Annotated in this window: 15 protein-coding genes; 13 read left to right on the forward strand and 2 right to left on the reverse strand. The window is 61.7% G+C overall.

Annotation, left to right across the window (positions count from 1 at the left end; all coding sequences use genetic code 11):
• The first annotated feature begins 416 nt into the window (after nucleotides 1–416).
• A complete protein-coding gene (locus DW899_RS05785) occupies nucleotides 417–1,241 on the forward strand; it encodes a PfkB family carbohydrate kinase (protein WP_117797594.1) in 825 nt (274 codons plus the stop codon).
• Complete coding sequence (locus DW899_RS05790) at nucleotides 1,234–1,563, forward strand: TIGR04076 family protein (protein WP_192934641.1); 330 nt, start codon at nucleotides 1,234–1,236, stop codon at nucleotides 1,561–1,563. The genes DW899_RS05785 and DW899_RS05790 overlap by 8 nt, the downstream gene beginning before the upstream one ends.
• A gap of 227 nt (nucleotides 1,564–1,790) precedes the next feature.
• Here DW899_RS05790 and DW899_RS05795 read toward each other — a convergent pair whose 3' ends face one another.
• Both DW899_RS05795 and DW899_RS05800 read right to left on the reverse strand, forming a co-directional pair.
• Nucleotides 1,791–2,237, reverse strand: a complete 447-nt coding sequence (locus tag DW899_RS05795) for a low molecular weight protein-tyrosine-phosphatase (protein ID WP_195404543.1) — start codon at nucleotides 2,235–2,237, stop codon at nucleotides 1,791–1,793.
• Nucleotides 2,238–2,288: 51 nt separating this feature from the next.
• Nucleotides 2,289–3,533, reverse strand: coding sequence for an MFS transporter (locus DW899_RS05800; RefSeq protein WP_233539920.1), 1,245 nt, complete (start codon nucleotides 3,531–3,533; stop codon nucleotides 2,289–2,291).
• Between the two features lie 158 nt (nucleotides 3,534–3,691).
• On the opposite strand from DW899_RS05800, the gene idi reads away from it, so the two are divergent.
• From idi to DW899_RS05855, 11 genes are all read left to right on the forward strand, one after another.
• Complete coding sequence (gene idi, locus DW899_RS05805) at nucleotides 3,692–4,633, forward strand: isopentenyl-diphosphate Delta-isomerase (protein ID WP_158566578.1); 942 nt, start codon at nucleotides 3,692–3,694, stop codon at nucleotides 4,631–4,633.
• Nucleotides 4,634–4,875: 242 nt separating this feature from the next.
• Nucleotides 4,876–6,333 carry an SLC13 family permease gene (locus DW899_RS05810; RefSeq protein ID WP_199570272.1) on the forward strand — a complete coding sequence of 486 codons (1,458 nt, stop codon included), beginning with the start codon at nucleotides 4,876–4,878 and terminating at the stop codon, nucleotides 6,331–6,333.
• A 142-nt stretch (nucleotides 6,334–6,475) separates the two neighbouring features.
• Nucleotides 6,476–7,963, forward strand: a complete 1,488-nt coding sequence (locus tag DW899_RS05815; protein WP_117800285.1) for a UbiD family decarboxylase — start codon at nucleotides 6,476–6,478, stop codon at nucleotides 7,961–7,963.
• A gap of 33 nt (nucleotides 7,964–7,996) precedes the next feature.
• A complete protein-coding gene (locus tag DW899_RS05820; RefSeq protein WP_117800286.1) occupies nucleotides 7,997–8,575 on the forward strand; it encodes a UbiX family flavin prenyltransferase in 579 nt (192 codons plus the stop codon).
• Between the two features lie 92 nt (nucleotides 8,576–8,667).
• A complete protein-coding gene (locus DW899_RS05825) occupies nucleotides 8,668–9,537 on the forward strand; it encodes a MerR family transcriptional regulator (protein ID WP_117800287.1) in 870 nt (289 codons plus the stop codon).
• Between the two features lie 196 nt (nucleotides 9,538–9,733).
• Nucleotides 9,734–10,603: a hypothetical protein gene (locus DW899_RS05830; protein ID WP_117800288.1), complete on the forward strand. Its 870-nt coding sequence runs from the start codon at nucleotides 9,734–9,736 to the stop codon at nucleotides 10,601–10,603.
• A gap of 79 nt (nucleotides 10,604–10,682) precedes the next feature.
• Nucleotides 10,683–11,576 (forward strand): aldose 1-epimerase family protein, encoded by an 894-nt coding sequence (locus DW899_RS05835; RefSeq protein WP_117757473.1) that lies wholly within the window; start codon nucleotides 10,683–10,685, stop codon nucleotides 11,574–11,576.
• A 280-nt stretch (nucleotides 11,577–11,856) separates the two neighbouring features.
• On the forward strand, nucleotides 11,857–12,783 hold the full coding sequence (locus DW899_RS05840) for a transporter substrate-binding domain-containing protein (protein WP_117800289.1): 927 nt from the start codon (nucleotides 11,857–11,859) through the stop codon (nucleotides 12,781–12,783).
• A 9-nt stretch (nucleotides 12,784–12,792) separates the two neighbouring features.
• Nucleotides 12,793–13,941: an amino acid ABC transporter permease gene (locus DW899_RS05845; RefSeq protein ID WP_117800290.1), complete on the forward strand. Its 1,149-nt coding sequence runs from the start codon at nucleotides 12,793–12,795 to the stop codon at nucleotides 13,939–13,941.
• A 22-nt stretch (nucleotides 13,942–13,963) separates the two neighbouring features.
• Entirely contained in the window at nucleotides 13,964–14,749 is a 786-nt protein-coding gene (locus DW899_RS05850) for an amino acid ABC transporter ATP-binding protein (protein ID WP_117800291.1), read from the forward strand.
• A 72-nt stretch (nucleotides 14,750–14,821) separates the two neighbouring features.
• On the forward strand, nucleotides 14,822–15,052 hold the full coding sequence (locus tag DW899_RS05855) for a hypothetical protein (protein ID WP_199570273.1): 231 nt from the start codon (nucleotides 14,822–14,824) through the stop codon (nucleotides 15,050–15,052).
• Nucleotides 15,053–15,080 lie beyond the last annotated feature (28 nt).

Raw genomic sequence — 15,080 nt, forward strand, 5'->3', positions numbered from 1 at the left:
GTTGAATTGTTTTGTGCCTAACCAATTTAGGAGCACGGTAAATAAATGTCAAGGTACCAAACTTTATAGTTACGGCGTTTTGCCAAACGCCGTAACCGCTCGACGCTGCAAGCGTTCCTAAGCGGCAATCTGACGTTCAATCGTCGGGCATGGCCACAAGGCCTATGCCCTCCTCTTTCACGTCACCTTGCTCGCTTAGGAACGCTTTCGCTGTCCGTCCTCAACTCGTGATTCCGCCACGGTCCGCTTCGGTGCATGTGATCCCTTGGGGACGGAGGAAAAAAAGGATCATTTTCCGAAACCTTTCCGCAACAATTTGACCTCCACGGCGCCACCGCCCGCTCGCAATGCCCCCTGCGCTACACTTAGTCGCACTGTGGCGCTGCCGCGCCGCGCCCGAAACAAGGGAGACCCTCATGAAGAATACTCAGCTGCTGCTGATTAACGATATGTGCGGCTACGGCAAGGTCGCGCTTTCCGCCATGCTGCCGGTGCTGTCGCACATGGGTTACCGTATCCACAATCTGCCGACGGCACTTGTGTCCGACACGCTCAACTACCCCAAGTTCTACATCCACGACACCACCGAGTACGTGCGTCAAAGCCTCGCTATCTGGGAGGAGCTCGGCTTTGAGTTCGACGCCATCTCGACCGGCTTTATCGTGACCGAGGAAGAGACGCGCATCATCTCGGACTTTTGCCACCGCCGTGCGCAAAAGGGCACCAAGGTGTTCGTCGATCCCATCATGGGTGACAACGGCAAGCTCTATGCCGGCGTGCCCGAGTCCACGATTGGCCTCATGCGGCACCTGCTGGAGTGCGCAGACTACGCGGTGCCCAACTACACCGAGGCCTGTCTGCTCGCCGATACGCCTATTGCAGAGCAGATCACGCCCGATGAGGCCCGCGCCCTTGTGGACGCCGTGCGCGAGTTGGGTGCCAAGTCGGTGGTCATTACGAGCGCCGTGGTCAATGGCACGAACGCGGTTATCGGTTACGACCATGTAGCGGGGGAGTACTTCACGATTCCCTTTGAGCTCATTCCGGTCTATTTCCCGGGTACGGGCGACACGTTCTCGGCAGTGCTCGTCGGCCGCGTTATGGCAGGTTGGAGTCTGCAGCGCGCGACGTCCGATGCCATGCGCGTGGTGGCCGAGCTTATCGAGCGCAATGCCGATCAAGAGGACAAGTCGGCCGGCCTGCCCATCGAGGCCTGCTTGGACGTGATCGACCATGAGTAATGCTGGCGAGGGCGGCGTCAAGCCTGCGGGCGAGAACAAGCCGCTCGGCGCGCCGCGTGGCAAGCGTCCGCGTATCCGCGTGAGCTGCGTGGACCAGCTAGGTGCGTGCCGCTGCCACCATGGTCACAAGCCGGGCGACGTTTTTGACTTCGACCGAGACCGCGGCAAGATGTGCGCCATGGCCTGCCATGTGGGCTTTCCCTATATCGATATCCTGCGCTATGGCGGAACCGTGCCTGGCAACGAGCCTGGTACGGCAAAGTTCTGCTGCCCCGAGGTCGATACCCTCAACGTCTGGCTTGCCGAGATCGTCGACGAGTAGTTGAGCGTGGATTATCTCCCGCCGAGAAAATGAGCGTGGATTTTCTCCCGTTTAGAGCGCACTTGAACGCTCAAAGTGGGAGAAAAACCACGCTCGATTTGTATATGGGAATTCCGACTTCGCTTATGCCTATGCTTAGGCGTTGTCGTCGTTGTGCTGTGCGCGAGTAAGGTCAAATTTCTACATTTCATCCGATTTATGGCTCTAAAAACTCTGCATTTCATCGATTACAGCTGCTCGAGCATAGCAGTGCAACCGTCGAGTACGCCGCGGTAGGTGGCATCGAAGTTGCCGGTGTACCAGGGATCGGCCACGTCGCCGGGGCGCTCGGTCCAATCGAGCAAGCGCGTAATCTTGCCGTAGGGGTCGTCGCCAAAGATACGACGCAGGCCGCGCGCGTTCTCAGCATCCATATAGACAATGTGATCCCAGTCGCCATACTCTGCTCGACGCACCTGGCGGGCACGGTGCGCAACGACGGGAATCCCGACTTCGCGCAGCTTGGCGACCGTGCCATGATGCGGCGGGTTGCCGATCTCCTCAGTTGAGGTCGCTGCGGAATCGATGACAAACTCCGCCTCGCGCCCAGCGCGGCGCACGAGCTCGGTAAACACCGACTCAGCCATCGTCGAGCGGCAGATGTTCCCATGGCAGATAAACAGTACACGTTGCATATGCGGTTTCCTTTCGATCGCCATCATCGAGCTCGAGTATCGCATCTGCGCTTACGCCCTCGCTCGCTTGCGCTCCCAGCGAGCCAGCTTAATCGTCACCAGCGTAAGCGCCCAGGCCACAAGCGAGAACGCGGCACCAACCGCGCCAACGTAGGCAATGCCAACGCTGCTCACCACGGCGCCGCCTACTGCGGTGCCAAACGAAATGCCGACGTTAAACGCCATGGGTTCTACCGAGCTCGCGAGTACCATCGATTTGGGATGGCGGCTGCGTGCCACGTCCATAAAGTGCGTGATGCATGAGACCGAGAACAGGTACATGAGCATCGCCAGGCTAAAGACAAAGACCAGCGCGAGCGGCATAGTGCCGCCCACAGCAAACAACCCGAGTAACGCCACAGCCTGCAGCACAAACGTCACAAGCAGCGCCTTCATGCCAAAGCGCGCATCGATCCATCCGCCCAGGATGTTCGAGATCAGGCAGAACACGCCGTAGGCCATGAGCGTGGTGCTTGCCTGAACGGTACCCATGCCCAGCACCTGCTCAAGATAAGGCGTCACGTAGCCGTAGAACACATAGACCGAGCCTACGCCAAACAAGAAGATGAGCATGCCGGTGATGATGCTCGGTTCGCGTAGAAGCCCCGCCTGCTCGCGAAAGGTAGCGGGCTCATCGGTCTGTCCGGCGCGCGGCATAAACACCACGAGCGCGGCGCAGATCAGAACGGCAAAGGCCAGCGTGCCGTACATGGCAACGTGCCAGTCGAGCGTGTCGGCCACAAACTTGCCGATCGAAGTGACAAAGACCATTGCCACGGAAAACGCACCATATACCACCGAGATGGCAAGCGAAGTTTGCTGCGGGGACAGCAGCTCGGGGATGTACGTCACGCCCACGGCGAGCAGTGCGCCCGAGACGGATCCCAGGACAATGCGCGAGATAAACAGTACCTGGAAGTTGGGCGCCAACGCCATGACCAGATTGCCGAGCACAAAGATAATGCTGTAGCACACGAGCAGCTGGTAACGACGGAAGCGCCCCGTGCTGAGCGCAAGCACCGGCGTCGCGATGGCGTAGACCAGTGCAAAAACGCTGATGAGCTGGCCCGCAGTGGCAAGCGATATGCCGAGTTCCGTCGCCAAGTCACTTTCGATGCCGATGACCACGAACTCGGAGCAGCCGAGCGAGAATCCCAGCAGCACGAGCAGCGCCAGGCAGAGCCTGGTGCGCGCGGGGGAGAGCGCGGCGGCGGTTGACTTACTTTTAGGCGTGGTTGCGGCGGTCAAGGTTGTCACTCCAATGTCGCATGAATAAGCGGGATTCAATCCCTGCAACTCTAACAGAATGTGTCAGGTGCCTGCCTCCTTTGTCACAGGTTGCGCTTGCCTGTATAGTCGCAATACAGGTGAAGATGGTCTCAGGTACATCGCGGGCGACAGGAGATCCCATGGGTATGCACACGACAAAGGTTGCAGTGGGCGAGGGCAAGTTTACGCTCGAGGCCCAGCTGACGGTGACGCCGCGAGGCATGGCGGTCTACGCCTGCTCGCCGGAGTTCGCACACCTGGGCGCCACGGCGCAGGCCATTCCGCGCCCCGAGCCCGGCCGCACGGCGACGGTGAGCATTCTCGCAGTGCCTTGCCATCGAGACGAGATCCCGGCGCACGATATCGCGGCGGCGCTGGCCACGCGCTTTGGCGTGCCGGTCGTTGCAAGCACGGGTTTTCATGTTGAACAGGCGAGCGGGAACGACCTGCGGCGCGTGCTCGACACCACCAAGGAGCTCATCGCCGCGCTCGAGGAAGCCGCCGCCCGCATTCTGCGCGCCGGCTGGGATGAGGGCGGCGCGGGCGCCGAAGTCGTGGCGGTTGATGCCGCGACCGGCGAGGCGCTTGGCCCCGTCGATCGCATCGAAGCCCATACGGGGGAGGGCGTCCTGCACCAGGCATTTCTGACGCTTCTGGTCGAGGGGCGGGGCGAGGGCGCGCGCCTGCTGCTCTGCCGTCGCAGCCCGCTCAAGCGCCTGTGGGGCGGCGTGCTGGCCGACAGCTGCGCCGGGCATCCGCTCCCTGGGGAAGACGTCGCCGTCGCGACGGCGCGTCGCATCAACGAAGAGCTCGGCATCACGCGCGCATCCGACCAGCTCAAGCACCTCGGTCACGTGACCTACCGCGAGGACCACGGCGACGGTCGCTGCGAGTGCGAATGGTGCGAGGTCTACCTTGTCCATGTTGAGCCGGGCGAGCTGCATATCAACCAAGAGGAGATCTCGGAAGTGCGCCGCGTGGCCCCGTCCGAGCTCAAAGGCTACCTGCAGGGTCACCCTGAGCAGCTGGCCCCCTGGCTCCGCGAGGCTCTGGAGGTCCCCTCCATCCGCGCAGCCCTCGCTATGTGAAATAAGACAGTCCCTTTGTCGCATCCAAACCGTCGCAACATTCGACGAAAATCTCGAAATCGAGGAAAAGCGTCGAATGTTGTGACGGTTTTTGCCCAGAGGATCGCTTCTCATCCAAAAATCCCGCTTGACTGTATTGCAACAACACAGCGCAACGTAAGGGGTGTCCGATAACGGGCGCCCCTTTTTAAGCGGCAACGTGGCTGCGAATCCGGAGCGCCCCCAACAAGAAAGGTGGGGAGATGGAAGCGGAAAAGAAGGCGTTTAAGATCACCAAGCGCGAAATTGGCTTTGTGCTGGGTATCGTTGTCTTTTTGCTGGTGAAGTTTCTTCCTTTGGCGGAGCTGAGCTCGACGGTCGAGCTCACGGTCGGTGGCCAGACCTGTCTGGCACTGACGCTCGCCACGGTGGTGTTCTGGGCATGTGGCGTGGCGCAGCCGGGCTTTGTGGGCCTGCTCTACTGCGCGCTGCTCGTTCTGTTCAAGGTGTGCGTGGACGACACGGGCGCCGCGAGCATCTCGGCGACGGTCGCCTCTACGTTTAGCTCGTGGACCAAGGCCACCATGTGGCTCGTCATCGGCGCCTATCTCATTGCCAGCGCGGTCAAGGAGTCGGGCCTGGGCGAGCGCATCGCCTATGCGTTCATGCTCAAGTTCGTGCGCGACACCAAGTCGCTCATCATCTCGATCTTCGCGCTCACCTTTGTGCTGTCGCTGCTGATCCCGCATCCGTTCCCCCGCGCTTTCCTCATCCTCGCCGTCGTCTCGGTCATCGCCGAGTCCGCCGGCTACGGTGACGACGACCGCGGCAAGCTCGGCTTCCTTGTGTTTGCCGCTGCCGCTCCGGGCTCCATGTTCTTCCTGACGGGCGATTCCACACTCAACCCGCTCGTTGCGCAGTACAGCGCCGAGGCCGGCGGCATGAGCCCGTCGTTCGTCGATTGGTTCCTGTACATGAGCGTGCCTATGCTGGTCGCGCTGCTGTGCACCCTGTTCCTGGGCCTCTTCCTCTTTAAGCCCAGCAAGGAGCTCGTCTACGATCGCGAGCAGATTGTGGCCAAGCAGGCCGCGCTCGGCAAGCTCTCCGTCAAGGAGATCCGCACCATCGTGTGGCTTGTCATTGCCATCGCGCTGTGGCTCACCGTCTCGGGCGATTACATCGGCTGGGTCACCCTGGCCATCGGCGTCTGCCTCGCTATGCCCATCATCGGCGAGGTTCTCACTCCCGCCAGCTGGAATGCTGTCGACATCAAGTCCCTCATGTTCCTGACGGCCGCCATGGCCGTGGGTTCCGTGGGCGGTGCCACCGGTATGAACGCCTGGATCGCCGATGTCGTGCTTCCCAGCTCCGTGCCCGAGAACATCTTCCTGTTCGCCCTGCTTGTCGCTGCGCTCTCCATGATCATCCACATGTTCATGGGCTCGGTCATGGCCGTGCTCGGCGTGTGCGTGCCGGCGTTCATCAGCTTCGCGGCCGGCTCCAGCGTAAGCCCGCTTGCCGTGGCGCTCATCGTCTTCACGTCCATCAACATCCACTACATCCTGCCGTTCCAGAACCTGCCGATCCTTATCGGCGAGGGCAAGGACGCCGGCGGCTACACCTCCAAAGAGGCCATGCGCATGGGCATTCCCCTCACTGCGGTCGTCTTTATCGTCGTGCTGGTCGAGGCCGCCTGGTTCCATCTCTTTGGCCTGATGTAAGCGGTCGAGTGCTTGGCTGTAATTAGCCGAGTGCTTGAACTGCGAGTGCCCGAGCGCCTCATCCATGAGCGCCGTGGCCCCACTACGTTCCCCAGCCCGGCGGCACTCCCGCCGCCGGGCACTCTCCCGAAAGGAGCACGCTATGTCCACTACCGATGCTTCCCAGATCCACGACCTGCGCTCCGCGCTCGACTTTTTGCGCGAGATGCCGGGCCAGCTGCTCGAGACCGACACCCAGGTCGATCCCGATGCCGAGGTCTCGGGCGTCTATCGCCACGTCGGTGCCGGCGGCACCGTTATGCGTCCGACCAAAGAGGGTCCGGCGATGGTCTTCAACAACGTCAAGGGCTTTGACGATGCCAAGGTCTGCATCGGCATGCTTGCCAGCCGCAAGCGCGTTGCCGCCCTGCTCGACCTGGACGAGGAGCATCTGGGCCTCGAGATCGGTAAGCGCTTCGAGAACCTGATCGCGCCCGAGCAGATCGCCGAGGGCAAGCATGTCGACTGCCAGGAGGTCGTGTACAAGGCGACCGACGAGGGCTTTGACCTGCGCAAGATCGTTCCCGCTCCCACCAACACCCCCGTCGACGGCGGCCCCTACATCACCATGGGCCTCGCCTACGGCACGAGCCCCGATGGCTCCCAGTCCGACGTGACCATCCACCGCTTCTCCTGCGTCGACAAGGACAAGCTTGCCATGTGGATCACCCCGGGCAGCCGTCACCTGGGCGCGTTCTTCGACGAGTACTGCCAGCGCGGCGAGGACATGCCCATCTCCATCTCCATCGGCCTGGATCCCGCCGTGTACATGTGCTGCGGCTTCGAGGCTCCCACCACGCCGCTCGGCTTCAACGAGCTGCAGATCGCCGGCGCCCTGCGCGGCCGTGCTGTCGAGCTCGCCGACTGCGTCACCGTTCCGCAGAAGTGCATTGCCAATGCCGAGTACGTGCTCGAGGGCTATCTCATGCACGACGAGACCATCAACGAGGATGTCAACGGCCACGGCTACGCCATGCCCGAGTTCCCCGGCTACACCGGCGGCGCCAAGGTCTGCCCGGTGATCAAGATCACCGCCGTCACCACGCGCGTCAACCCTATCATGGAGAGCTGCATCGGCCCTTCGCACGAGCACGTGTCCATGGCTGGCATTCCCACCGAGGCTTCCATCTACAAGATGGTCGAGACCGCTATCCCGGGCCGCCTGCTCAACGTCCACGCTGCCCCCTGCGGCGGCGGCAAGTTCGTTGCCATCATGCAGTTCAAGAAGTCGAGTAAAAATGACGAGGGCCGTCAGCGCAACGCCGCCATGCTCGCCTTCTCGGCATTCTCCGAGCTCAAGCATGTGATCCTGGTCGACGAGGATGTCGACATCTTCGACATGAGCGACGTGATGTGGGCCATGACCACGCGCTTCCAGGCCGACGTCGACCTCATCACCATCCCCGGCTGCCACTGCCACGTGCTCGACCCGTCCAACGACCCCGCGTTCGACCCGAGCATCCGCGAGCACGGCATCGCCTGCAAGGCCATCTTCGACTGCACGGTTCCGTTCGACCTCAAGAAGAATTTCATTCGCTCGCAGTTCATGGAGATCGACAAGGACAAGTGGGCCAAGGAGATTGCTTTCTAGTAAGTAGCCCTACCAAGTAGTTAAGGAGTTGTCATGCCTGAGTCTTCTGTCCGTCCCCGTCGCATTGTCGTTGGCGTGTCTGGCGCCAGCGGTGCCGCGCTGGGCCTTGAGTGCCTCAAATGCCTGCGTCAGGCCGGTGCCGAGTCGGCGCTTGTCGTCACGCGCGGGGGAGAGATTACCATCGAGCAGGAGCTCGGCATGACGCTCGACGAGTTTGCGTGCCATGCCGATGTGGTCTACGACAACAAGAACATCGGCGCCGCCATCGCAAGCGGCACCTATCCGGTCGACGGCATGATCGTGGCGCCCTGCTCCATGAAGACGCTCGCCGGCATTGCGAGCGGCTACAGCGAAAACCTGTTGTTGCGCGCGGCCGACGTGCAGATGAAAGAGCAGCGCCGCCTGGTGCTCATGGTGCGCGAGACGCCCTTCAGCGCCATTCACGTCGATAACATGGCGCGCCTGGCGCGCGTGCCCGGCATCATGCTCATGCCGCCCATGCTCACGTTTTACAACGGCCCCGCCACGCTCGATGACGCGGTGCATCACATCGCCGCCAAGGCGCTCGAGGCCGTCGGCGTGTCATGTGCAAACTATAAGCGCTGGTCATAGGCGTCTTTAGGGTAGGATACGAGTAGTGTTTGAGCCCGCTGCCCCTGTGGGCGGCGGGCTTTGTGCGCAAAAAGGATGTGTCGGGAGGACCTATGCAGACGGGCATGTATGCGATTAGCGAGATGGCGAGCTTGTTTAACGTTTCGCGCCAAACGCTCATCTACTACGACAAGATCGGCCTGTTTAAGCCCGCCGTGGTTAACGAAAAAGGCTACCGTTTCTATTCGCCCACGCAGATCCCGCTCATGCGTCTGATCTGCATGCTGCGCGACCTGGGGCTCGAACTCGACGAGATCGACCGCCTGACCTCGACGTTCGACATTGGCGAGATGACCGATCACCTGCGCTCACGGGTGCAGGCACTCGATGAGCAGATCGCCGAGCTCAAAGCCGAGCGCGCGAGCGTGCAGGAGCGTCTGAGCTTTTACGACGAGGCGGTTTACTGGCGCGAGCGCGAGGGCAAGCCGGAGCTCAAGCAGTTCGAGCGCCGCTTCGTGGTCTTTGAGGAGTTTCCGGCCGATATCGAGCGCGGCCGCTCGATGCTGCACCCCACGCTCATGCGCGCGATTCTGCGCATGCGTGCGCTCACGGGCACGCGCCCCATGCGCGGCTGGGGCGCCATGCTGCGTCGCGAGGCGCTGCATTCCGACGACCCCATCGTCGGTGCCGGCTCCTTTGCCGTGCTGCCGCGCGGTGCCGAGGAAATGCTACCGAGCGATCCTGCCGAGCTGGCAGAGATTGGCGTCGAGGTGTTGCCCGAGGGCACATACCTGTGCATGAGCCGCTGGGGCATGCCGTACGAACCCGAGGGCATTCGTGCCATCGTGGCCTGCATGGACAAGCACGCGCTCCGGCCCATCGGCAACGCTTTCGACTTTTGCTACCTCGATACCACGAGCTACGACGAGTCCCACCAAGAGGACTTTTGCTGCATCCAGATCCCCGTCGCCCTCCAGATGTGACAAGGAGGCTGCTCCTTCGTCACATTCGTGGTGTTGCTGCCGCCCAAACCATCACAACATTCGATGAAAATCTCGAAAACGAGGAAAAGCGTCGAATGTTGTGACGGTTTTCCTGTCTGTGCCGGCGAGCTCCAGCGCCGTCTGGGGGTATAAGGCTAGCAAGTGTTTTATTTGCGAGGCCTAAGGGGCGCCCCGTATGGATATCGATAACTTTGAATGGTGGTATAGCGAGGGCGAGGCTCCGGACGAGGAGTGGGACGAGCCTACGCCGTGTGACGTGTCGAGCGACGAGGACGAGACCGGCAACGTCGCCGCCGCCGACTCGGACGCCGCCCTCGACCCCGTCGAGCCCCTGACCTTCGAACAAGCCTGGGCCCAAGCCGAGGCAGACGAGGCCAAGGCTGACGCTACGGCCACACTCGGTGAGCCGGCGGACATGTCCATCTCGCCGGCCAAGACCTCGCAGCCGCGCCATAACATCGACCCCGGCAGTACGGCATCCTTCAGCATTCTCGACGTGCCCGCGCAGGGTGCCCAGGCGCCCGCCCCCACCCATCGCCCCAACCTGGCTCGCGAGGAAGACGCGGGCCGTCGCTCTCCGCTCGGCCCCATTCTCATCGCCTTTATGGCCGGCGTCATCGCTTGCTCGGCGATCGGCAGCATCTGGGGTCATGTCGAGCAGCAGCGCCAAGACGCCGCCAAGGTCGAGATGTCTGTCGAGCAATCGCTCAGCCGCACGCGCTCGGTGCATGTATCGGTCGAGGTCAAGGACGGCGCGACGTGGGACACCGCGCGCGGCGACAGCCAGATGCTCGTCCATATCGTGGGTCGCACGCTCAAGGGGCAAGCGATCGACGAGTACCAATACGTCAATTCCGAAGGTGACGGCATCGAGCTCAAGCCCGGCGACTACGAGCTCACGGTCGATGAGCCGCCCGTCGCCACCGACGGCACGCGTTACCGTGCCTCAAAGCGCATGGTTCCGGTGAGTTTTAATTCACAGGCGCCCGATACGGTCGATAGCACGCCGCAGGGCGGGTTTGACCTTTACGCTATTGCTCAATAACTGCACCTGTCGCTCAACCCCGCCGCCAAGAGTGGGACAATAGCCCTCGACACCGTTGTTTACTATTGGAGGAAGTAGCATGTCCACCGTCACTACCATCAAGCGCGGCGGCCTCATCGCGGCCATCGATTCCATGGGCGCCCAGCTCACGAGCCTTGCCCTCAACGGCAACGAGTATCTGTGGCAGGGCGACCCGGCCTTTTGGGGCAAGCATGCGCCTATCCTGTTCCCCATCGTGGGATCGCTGCGCAACAACATGGCGACATCTGCGGCCGGCACCTGCGAGATGCCGCGCCACGGACTCGCTCGCATCGTCGAGCACAAGTTGGTCGAGGTTTCGGAGGACGGCTCCTCGGTAACGTACGAGATCACTGACACGCCCGAGTCGCTCAAGGCGTTCCCGTTCCACTTTAAGCTCAACATGACCTATGCCCTGACCGGCGACGCCACGCTCACGCAGGCCTTTGCCGTCACCAACACCGGCGACGTGGCCCTGCCGTTCTCGGTGGGCGGTCATCCTGCATTCAACGTGCCCGCCCCCGGTGCCGAAGACGAGGCGTTCGAGGATTACGAGCTGGCGTTTACCGAGGCTTGGACCAACGAGGCTCCCATCATCACGCCCGATGGCCTCATGACGTTCGAGGGCAGCTACAAGGCCCCCGATAACTCGGACGTGCTGCCCATCACGCACCGCAGCTTCGATAACGACGCCATCATGTTCACCGATACCCCGGGCTCTACGCTCACGCTGCGCGGTCGCAAGTCGGGCCACGGCGTCAAGATCGACTTTGAGGGCTTTAAGTACATCGGCGTGTGGTCTGCCGCCAACGACGCTCCGTTTGTGGCGCTCGAGCCCTGGACCGGCCACACCACCATGGACACCGAGGACGACATCTTTGAGCACAAGGTCAACACCATCACGCTGGCGCCGGGCGAGACGGACGTCCGCAGCTTTAGCGTCACCTTGCTCTAGAGGTTCCGCCGTTCTGACGAACGGTGGACCGGTCGACGCTGCGCGCCACCCAGAGCGACAATTTGCCATTCAAAAGGCACGGCATGACCAGACGGTCTATGCCTTGCCTTTTTCATGCCAACTTGTTCGCTCTGGGCGGCGCTCGCTGGCATTGCCAAAACATCGACGTTCCCAATGACTACCGTGTGTCTATTATTTTTTCGAGCTTGTGCTGCGCTGCTGGTCGCTGGCGTATATCCTGTTAAGTCGTCAGCATACGATTCAACAGGGAAGGCAGATTATGCATTCTCCCCATCAACGCGACGCGCATCCACAGCCGGTATGCAGCCGTCGCATCTTTTTGGGTAGCGCTCTCGCTGCGAGCGCTTCCGTCGTCGCCGGCGCGCTCGCCGGCTGTCAGCGCCCGTCCACGCTCAAGGTGGTTCAGCCCACGACGGGCGGCGGTCGCGACGACCTGTCCGATTCCGTGATCGGCAAGGACAAGATCCGCATTGGCATGGAGGCGGCCTACGCCCCGTACAACTGGCAGGTTTCCGAGGCCAGCGAGTTCACCATCCCCATCGACAACGTGCAGGGCGCCTATGCCGATGGCTACGACGTGCAGATCGCCAAGATCGTCTGCAAGGCCCTCGGTGGCGAGCCCGTTGCCGTCAAGCAGAGCTTCTCGGGCCTTATCGATTCGCTCAACAACGGCCAGATCGACCTCATCATCGCCGGCATGAGCGCTACGCCCGAGCGCGAAGAGTCCGTCGGTTTTTCCGACCCGTACTTCATTGGCTACTTTGGCCTGTTCGTAAAAGAGGGCTCACCCTACCAGAACGCCACCAAGCTCAGCGACTTCAGCGGTGCCACGGTGCTCGGCCAAAAGGACACCATGCTCGATACCGTCATCGACGAGATCCCGGGCGTTGTCCACAAGAACCCGGTCGATTCGGTTCCCACGGTGTTTTCGAACCTGCTGCAGGGCACCTGCGACGCCGTGACCTACAATACCGAGAACGAGAAGGGCTATATGGCCCAAAATCCCGGTATCGTCCCCATTCATTTTGCCGAGGGCGAGGGCTTTAAGCAGGAGGTCGCGGCAAACGTCGGCTGCCGCAAGGGCTCGGACAAGCTGCTCAAACTTATCAATAATACGCTCAAGGGCGTCAGCCAGGAGGAGCGCGACCAGATGTGGGACGCGTGCCTCGACCGTCAGCCGGCATAGGGAGACAGCATGAAAACCATCAATCGTCTGGCCTCCTTTACCAAGGCCGACCACCGTTATGTGTACCTGGGCACGAGCGTCATCGCGGCGCTCGGCCTGGCGTTTAGCCAACGCAACCCCACGCCGCTGAGCTTCTTGGCGCCTACGGGCGTGTTCCAAGACTGCCTCTGGGCAATCCTTTGGGCCTGGCTCGTCGTGTCGGCGGCGGCGCTCGTCACCAAACTCATGCACTGGAATGACTATCGCGAAACGTCGCCGTTTGCTTCCGAGCGCTTTCGTCGCGGCGCGCGCCTGGGCAGCTATGTCGTGGTCGCCATTGCGGCGATCTTCTTTATCGACCGCTGCGTCATGTCGTTTATCGACCTGGTGCGGGTGAGCATTGTCTCGGACTCCAACCCCAGCGACTTTTTGTCGAGTCTGGTCTACATGACCTACAAGAGCGGGGACTTCTTTATCCGCGGTATCGAGATCACCATCGCGCTTGCGACCTTCGGCACCGTCATCGCCTTTTTCCTGGCGCTGCTCTTTGTGTTCCTGCGCATTCAGACCTTCGACCGTGTGGACAACGATCTCACGCGCTTCTTCAAGAGCATCGGCCGCGGCTTTGCGACCATCTACTCCACCATCGTGCGCGGCACGCCCATGATGGTCCAGGGCCTGCTCATCTATTACGCGGGCTTCACCGTTTTGCGCGGCATGGGCTTCGAGACCGCCCAGGCCAACCAGATCTGGAGTACCTTCACCGCCGGCCTCGTCACCATCTCGCTCAATTCCACCGCCTACATGATGGAGGTCCTGCGCGGCGGCATCGAGTCCATCGATCCCGGCCAGGCCGAGGCGGCGCGCTCGCTGGGTCTTTCGCAGTGGCAGGCTATGCGCAAGGTTGTGTTCCCCCAGGGTATTAAAAACGCGATTCCGGCGCTCACCAACGAGCTCATCATCAACATCAAGGACTCGTCGGTGCTTTCGGTCATCGGCGTGTTCGACCTCATGTACGCTACTACCACCGTCGCCGGCGTGTACTACCGCCAGATGGAGGTCTACTGCGTGGCGCTCGTGGTTTACCTGATCCTGACGCTCGTGGCGAGCCGCCTGCTCGAGGCCTTTGGCAAAAAGCTGGGCGCTGAGGCCCCGGCCACGCTGCCCAGCTCCAACTAGGCTCAAGACGAGGAGAATCATCATGGCAGATACCGCCATTACCGGCGTTGCGGCCGCCGCACAGACCAATGAGCCGCTCATCCGCGTCGAGAGCCTGCGCAAGAGCTTTGGTTCGCTCGAGGTGCTCAAGGGCATCGACCTGTCCGTCAATCCCGGTGAGGTTGTCACCATCATCGGCGCCTCGGGCTCGGGCAAATCGACCTTCCTGCGCTGCCTCAACCTGCTCGAGACCCCGGACGCGGGCCACATCTGGTTCCACGGCCAGGACCTCACGGCCGAGCGCTGCAACATCAACAAATTGCGCGAGGACATCGGCATGGTGTTCCAGGGCTTTAACCTGTTCAACAACATGGATGTGCTCGACAACTGCACGCTCGCGCCCGTCACGCTCAAAAAGATGAGCAAGGCCGAGGCCGAGAAGGTCGCGATGGAGCATCTGACGAGCGTGGGACTCGAAAAGTTCGCGCACGCCGCCGTTGGTCGCCTGTCCGGTGGTCAAAAACAGCGCGTGGCCATCGCTCGTGCCCTATGTATGAATCCGCAGATCATGCTGTTCGACGAGCCGACCTCAGCGCTCGACCCCGAGATCGTGGGCGAGGTGCTCGAGGTCATGCGCAAGCTCGCCGCCGACGGCATGACCATGGTCGTCGTCACGCATGAGATGGCCTTTGCCCGAACCGTGTCCGACCGCGTGGTCTTTATGGACAAGGGCGTGGTGCTCGAGGATGCCGCGCCGGCCGAGCTCTTCGGCAACCCCAAACACCAGCGCACTCGTGAGTTCCTCTCTCGCTATCTCGAGGACAAATAACCGACCGCAAACGCTTACGTTGCAGGGCCGCTCCCGTGGGGCGGCCTTTGTCGTCACAATCGAAAGGATGTCATGGCCGAGGTTTGGCGCTTCTTTGCGCATGAGGACGATTTTGCCGATATAGACGAGGTCGGCGCGTGCGAGCGCTTGGGCCGCGTGCTGTCGTTTCCGACCATTTCGAGCATGGATGCCGAGGCGGTGGACTGGCAGCCCTTCGACGACCTGCGCGCGTATATGCAGCAGGCCTGGCCGCACGTATTTGCGGCGGGCGAGGTCGAGCTTGTCGGCCATTCGCTCATATGACCCAATCCGCTGTCAAGAGTCACAATGG

Origin of the sequence: Collinsella sp. AM41-2BH (genome assembly GCF_003468085.1) — a bacterium.
Classification (GTDB): Bacteria; Actinomycetota; Coriobacteriia; order Coriobacteriales; family Coriobacteriaceae; genus Collinsella.

Excerpts from the sequence above, each read along its gene's own strand:
- DW899_RS05785 (WP_117797594.1), top strand. The coding sequence starts at position 417 with ATGAAGAATACTCAGCTGCTGCTGATTAACGATATGTGCGGCTACGGC.
- DW899_RS05790 (WP_192934641.1), top strand. The coding sequence starts at position 1,234 with ATGAGTAATGCTGGCGAGGGCGGCGTCAAGCCTGCGGGCGAGAACAAG.
- DW899_RS05795 (WP_195404543.1), bottom strand. The coding sequence starts at position 2,237 with ATGCAACGTGTACTGTTTATCTGCCATGGGAACATCTGCCGCTCGACG.
- idi (WP_158566578.1), top strand. The coding sequence starts at position 3,692 with ATGCACACGACAAAGGTTGCAGTGGGCGAGGGCAAGTTTACGCTCGAG.
- DW899_RS05810 (WP_199570272.1), top strand. The coding sequence starts at position 4,876 with ATGGAAGCGGAAAAGAAGGCGTTTAAGATCACCAAGCGCGAAATTGGC.
- DW899_RS05815 (WP_117800285.1), top strand. The coding sequence starts at position 6,476 with ATGTCCACTACCGATGCTTCCCAGATCCACGACCTGCGCTCCGCGCTC.
- DW899_RS05820 (WP_117800286.1), top strand. The coding sequence starts at position 7,997 with ATGCCTGAGTCTTCTGTCCGTCCCCGTCGCATTGTCGTTGGCGTGTCT.
- DW899_RS05825 (WP_117800287.1), top strand. The coding sequence starts at position 8,668 with ATGCAGACGGGCATGTATGCGATTAGCGAGATGGCGAGCTTGTTTAAC.
- DW899_RS05830 (WP_117800288.1), top strand. The coding sequence starts at position 9,734 with ATGGATATCGATAACTTTGAATGGTGGTATAGCGAGGGCGAGGCTCCG.
- DW899_RS05835 (WP_117757473.1), top strand. The coding sequence starts at position 10,683 with ATGTCCACCGTCACTACCATCAAGCGCGGCGGCCTCATCGCGGCCATC.
- DW899_RS05840 (WP_117800289.1), top strand. The coding sequence starts at position 11,857 with ATGCATTCTCCCCATCAACGCGACGCGCATCCACAGCCGGTATGCAGC.
- DW899_RS05845 (WP_117800290.1), top strand. The coding sequence starts at position 12,793 with ATGAAAACCATCAATCGTCTGGCCTCCTTTACCAAGGCCGACCACCGT.
- DW899_RS05850 (WP_117800291.1), top strand. The coding sequence starts at position 13,964 with ATGGCAGATACCGCCATTACCGGCGTTGCGGCCGCCGCACAGACCAAT.
- DW899_RS05855 (WP_199570273.1), top strand. The coding sequence starts at position 14,822 with ATGGCCGAGGTTTGGCGCTTCTTTGCGCATGAGGACGATTTTGCCGAT.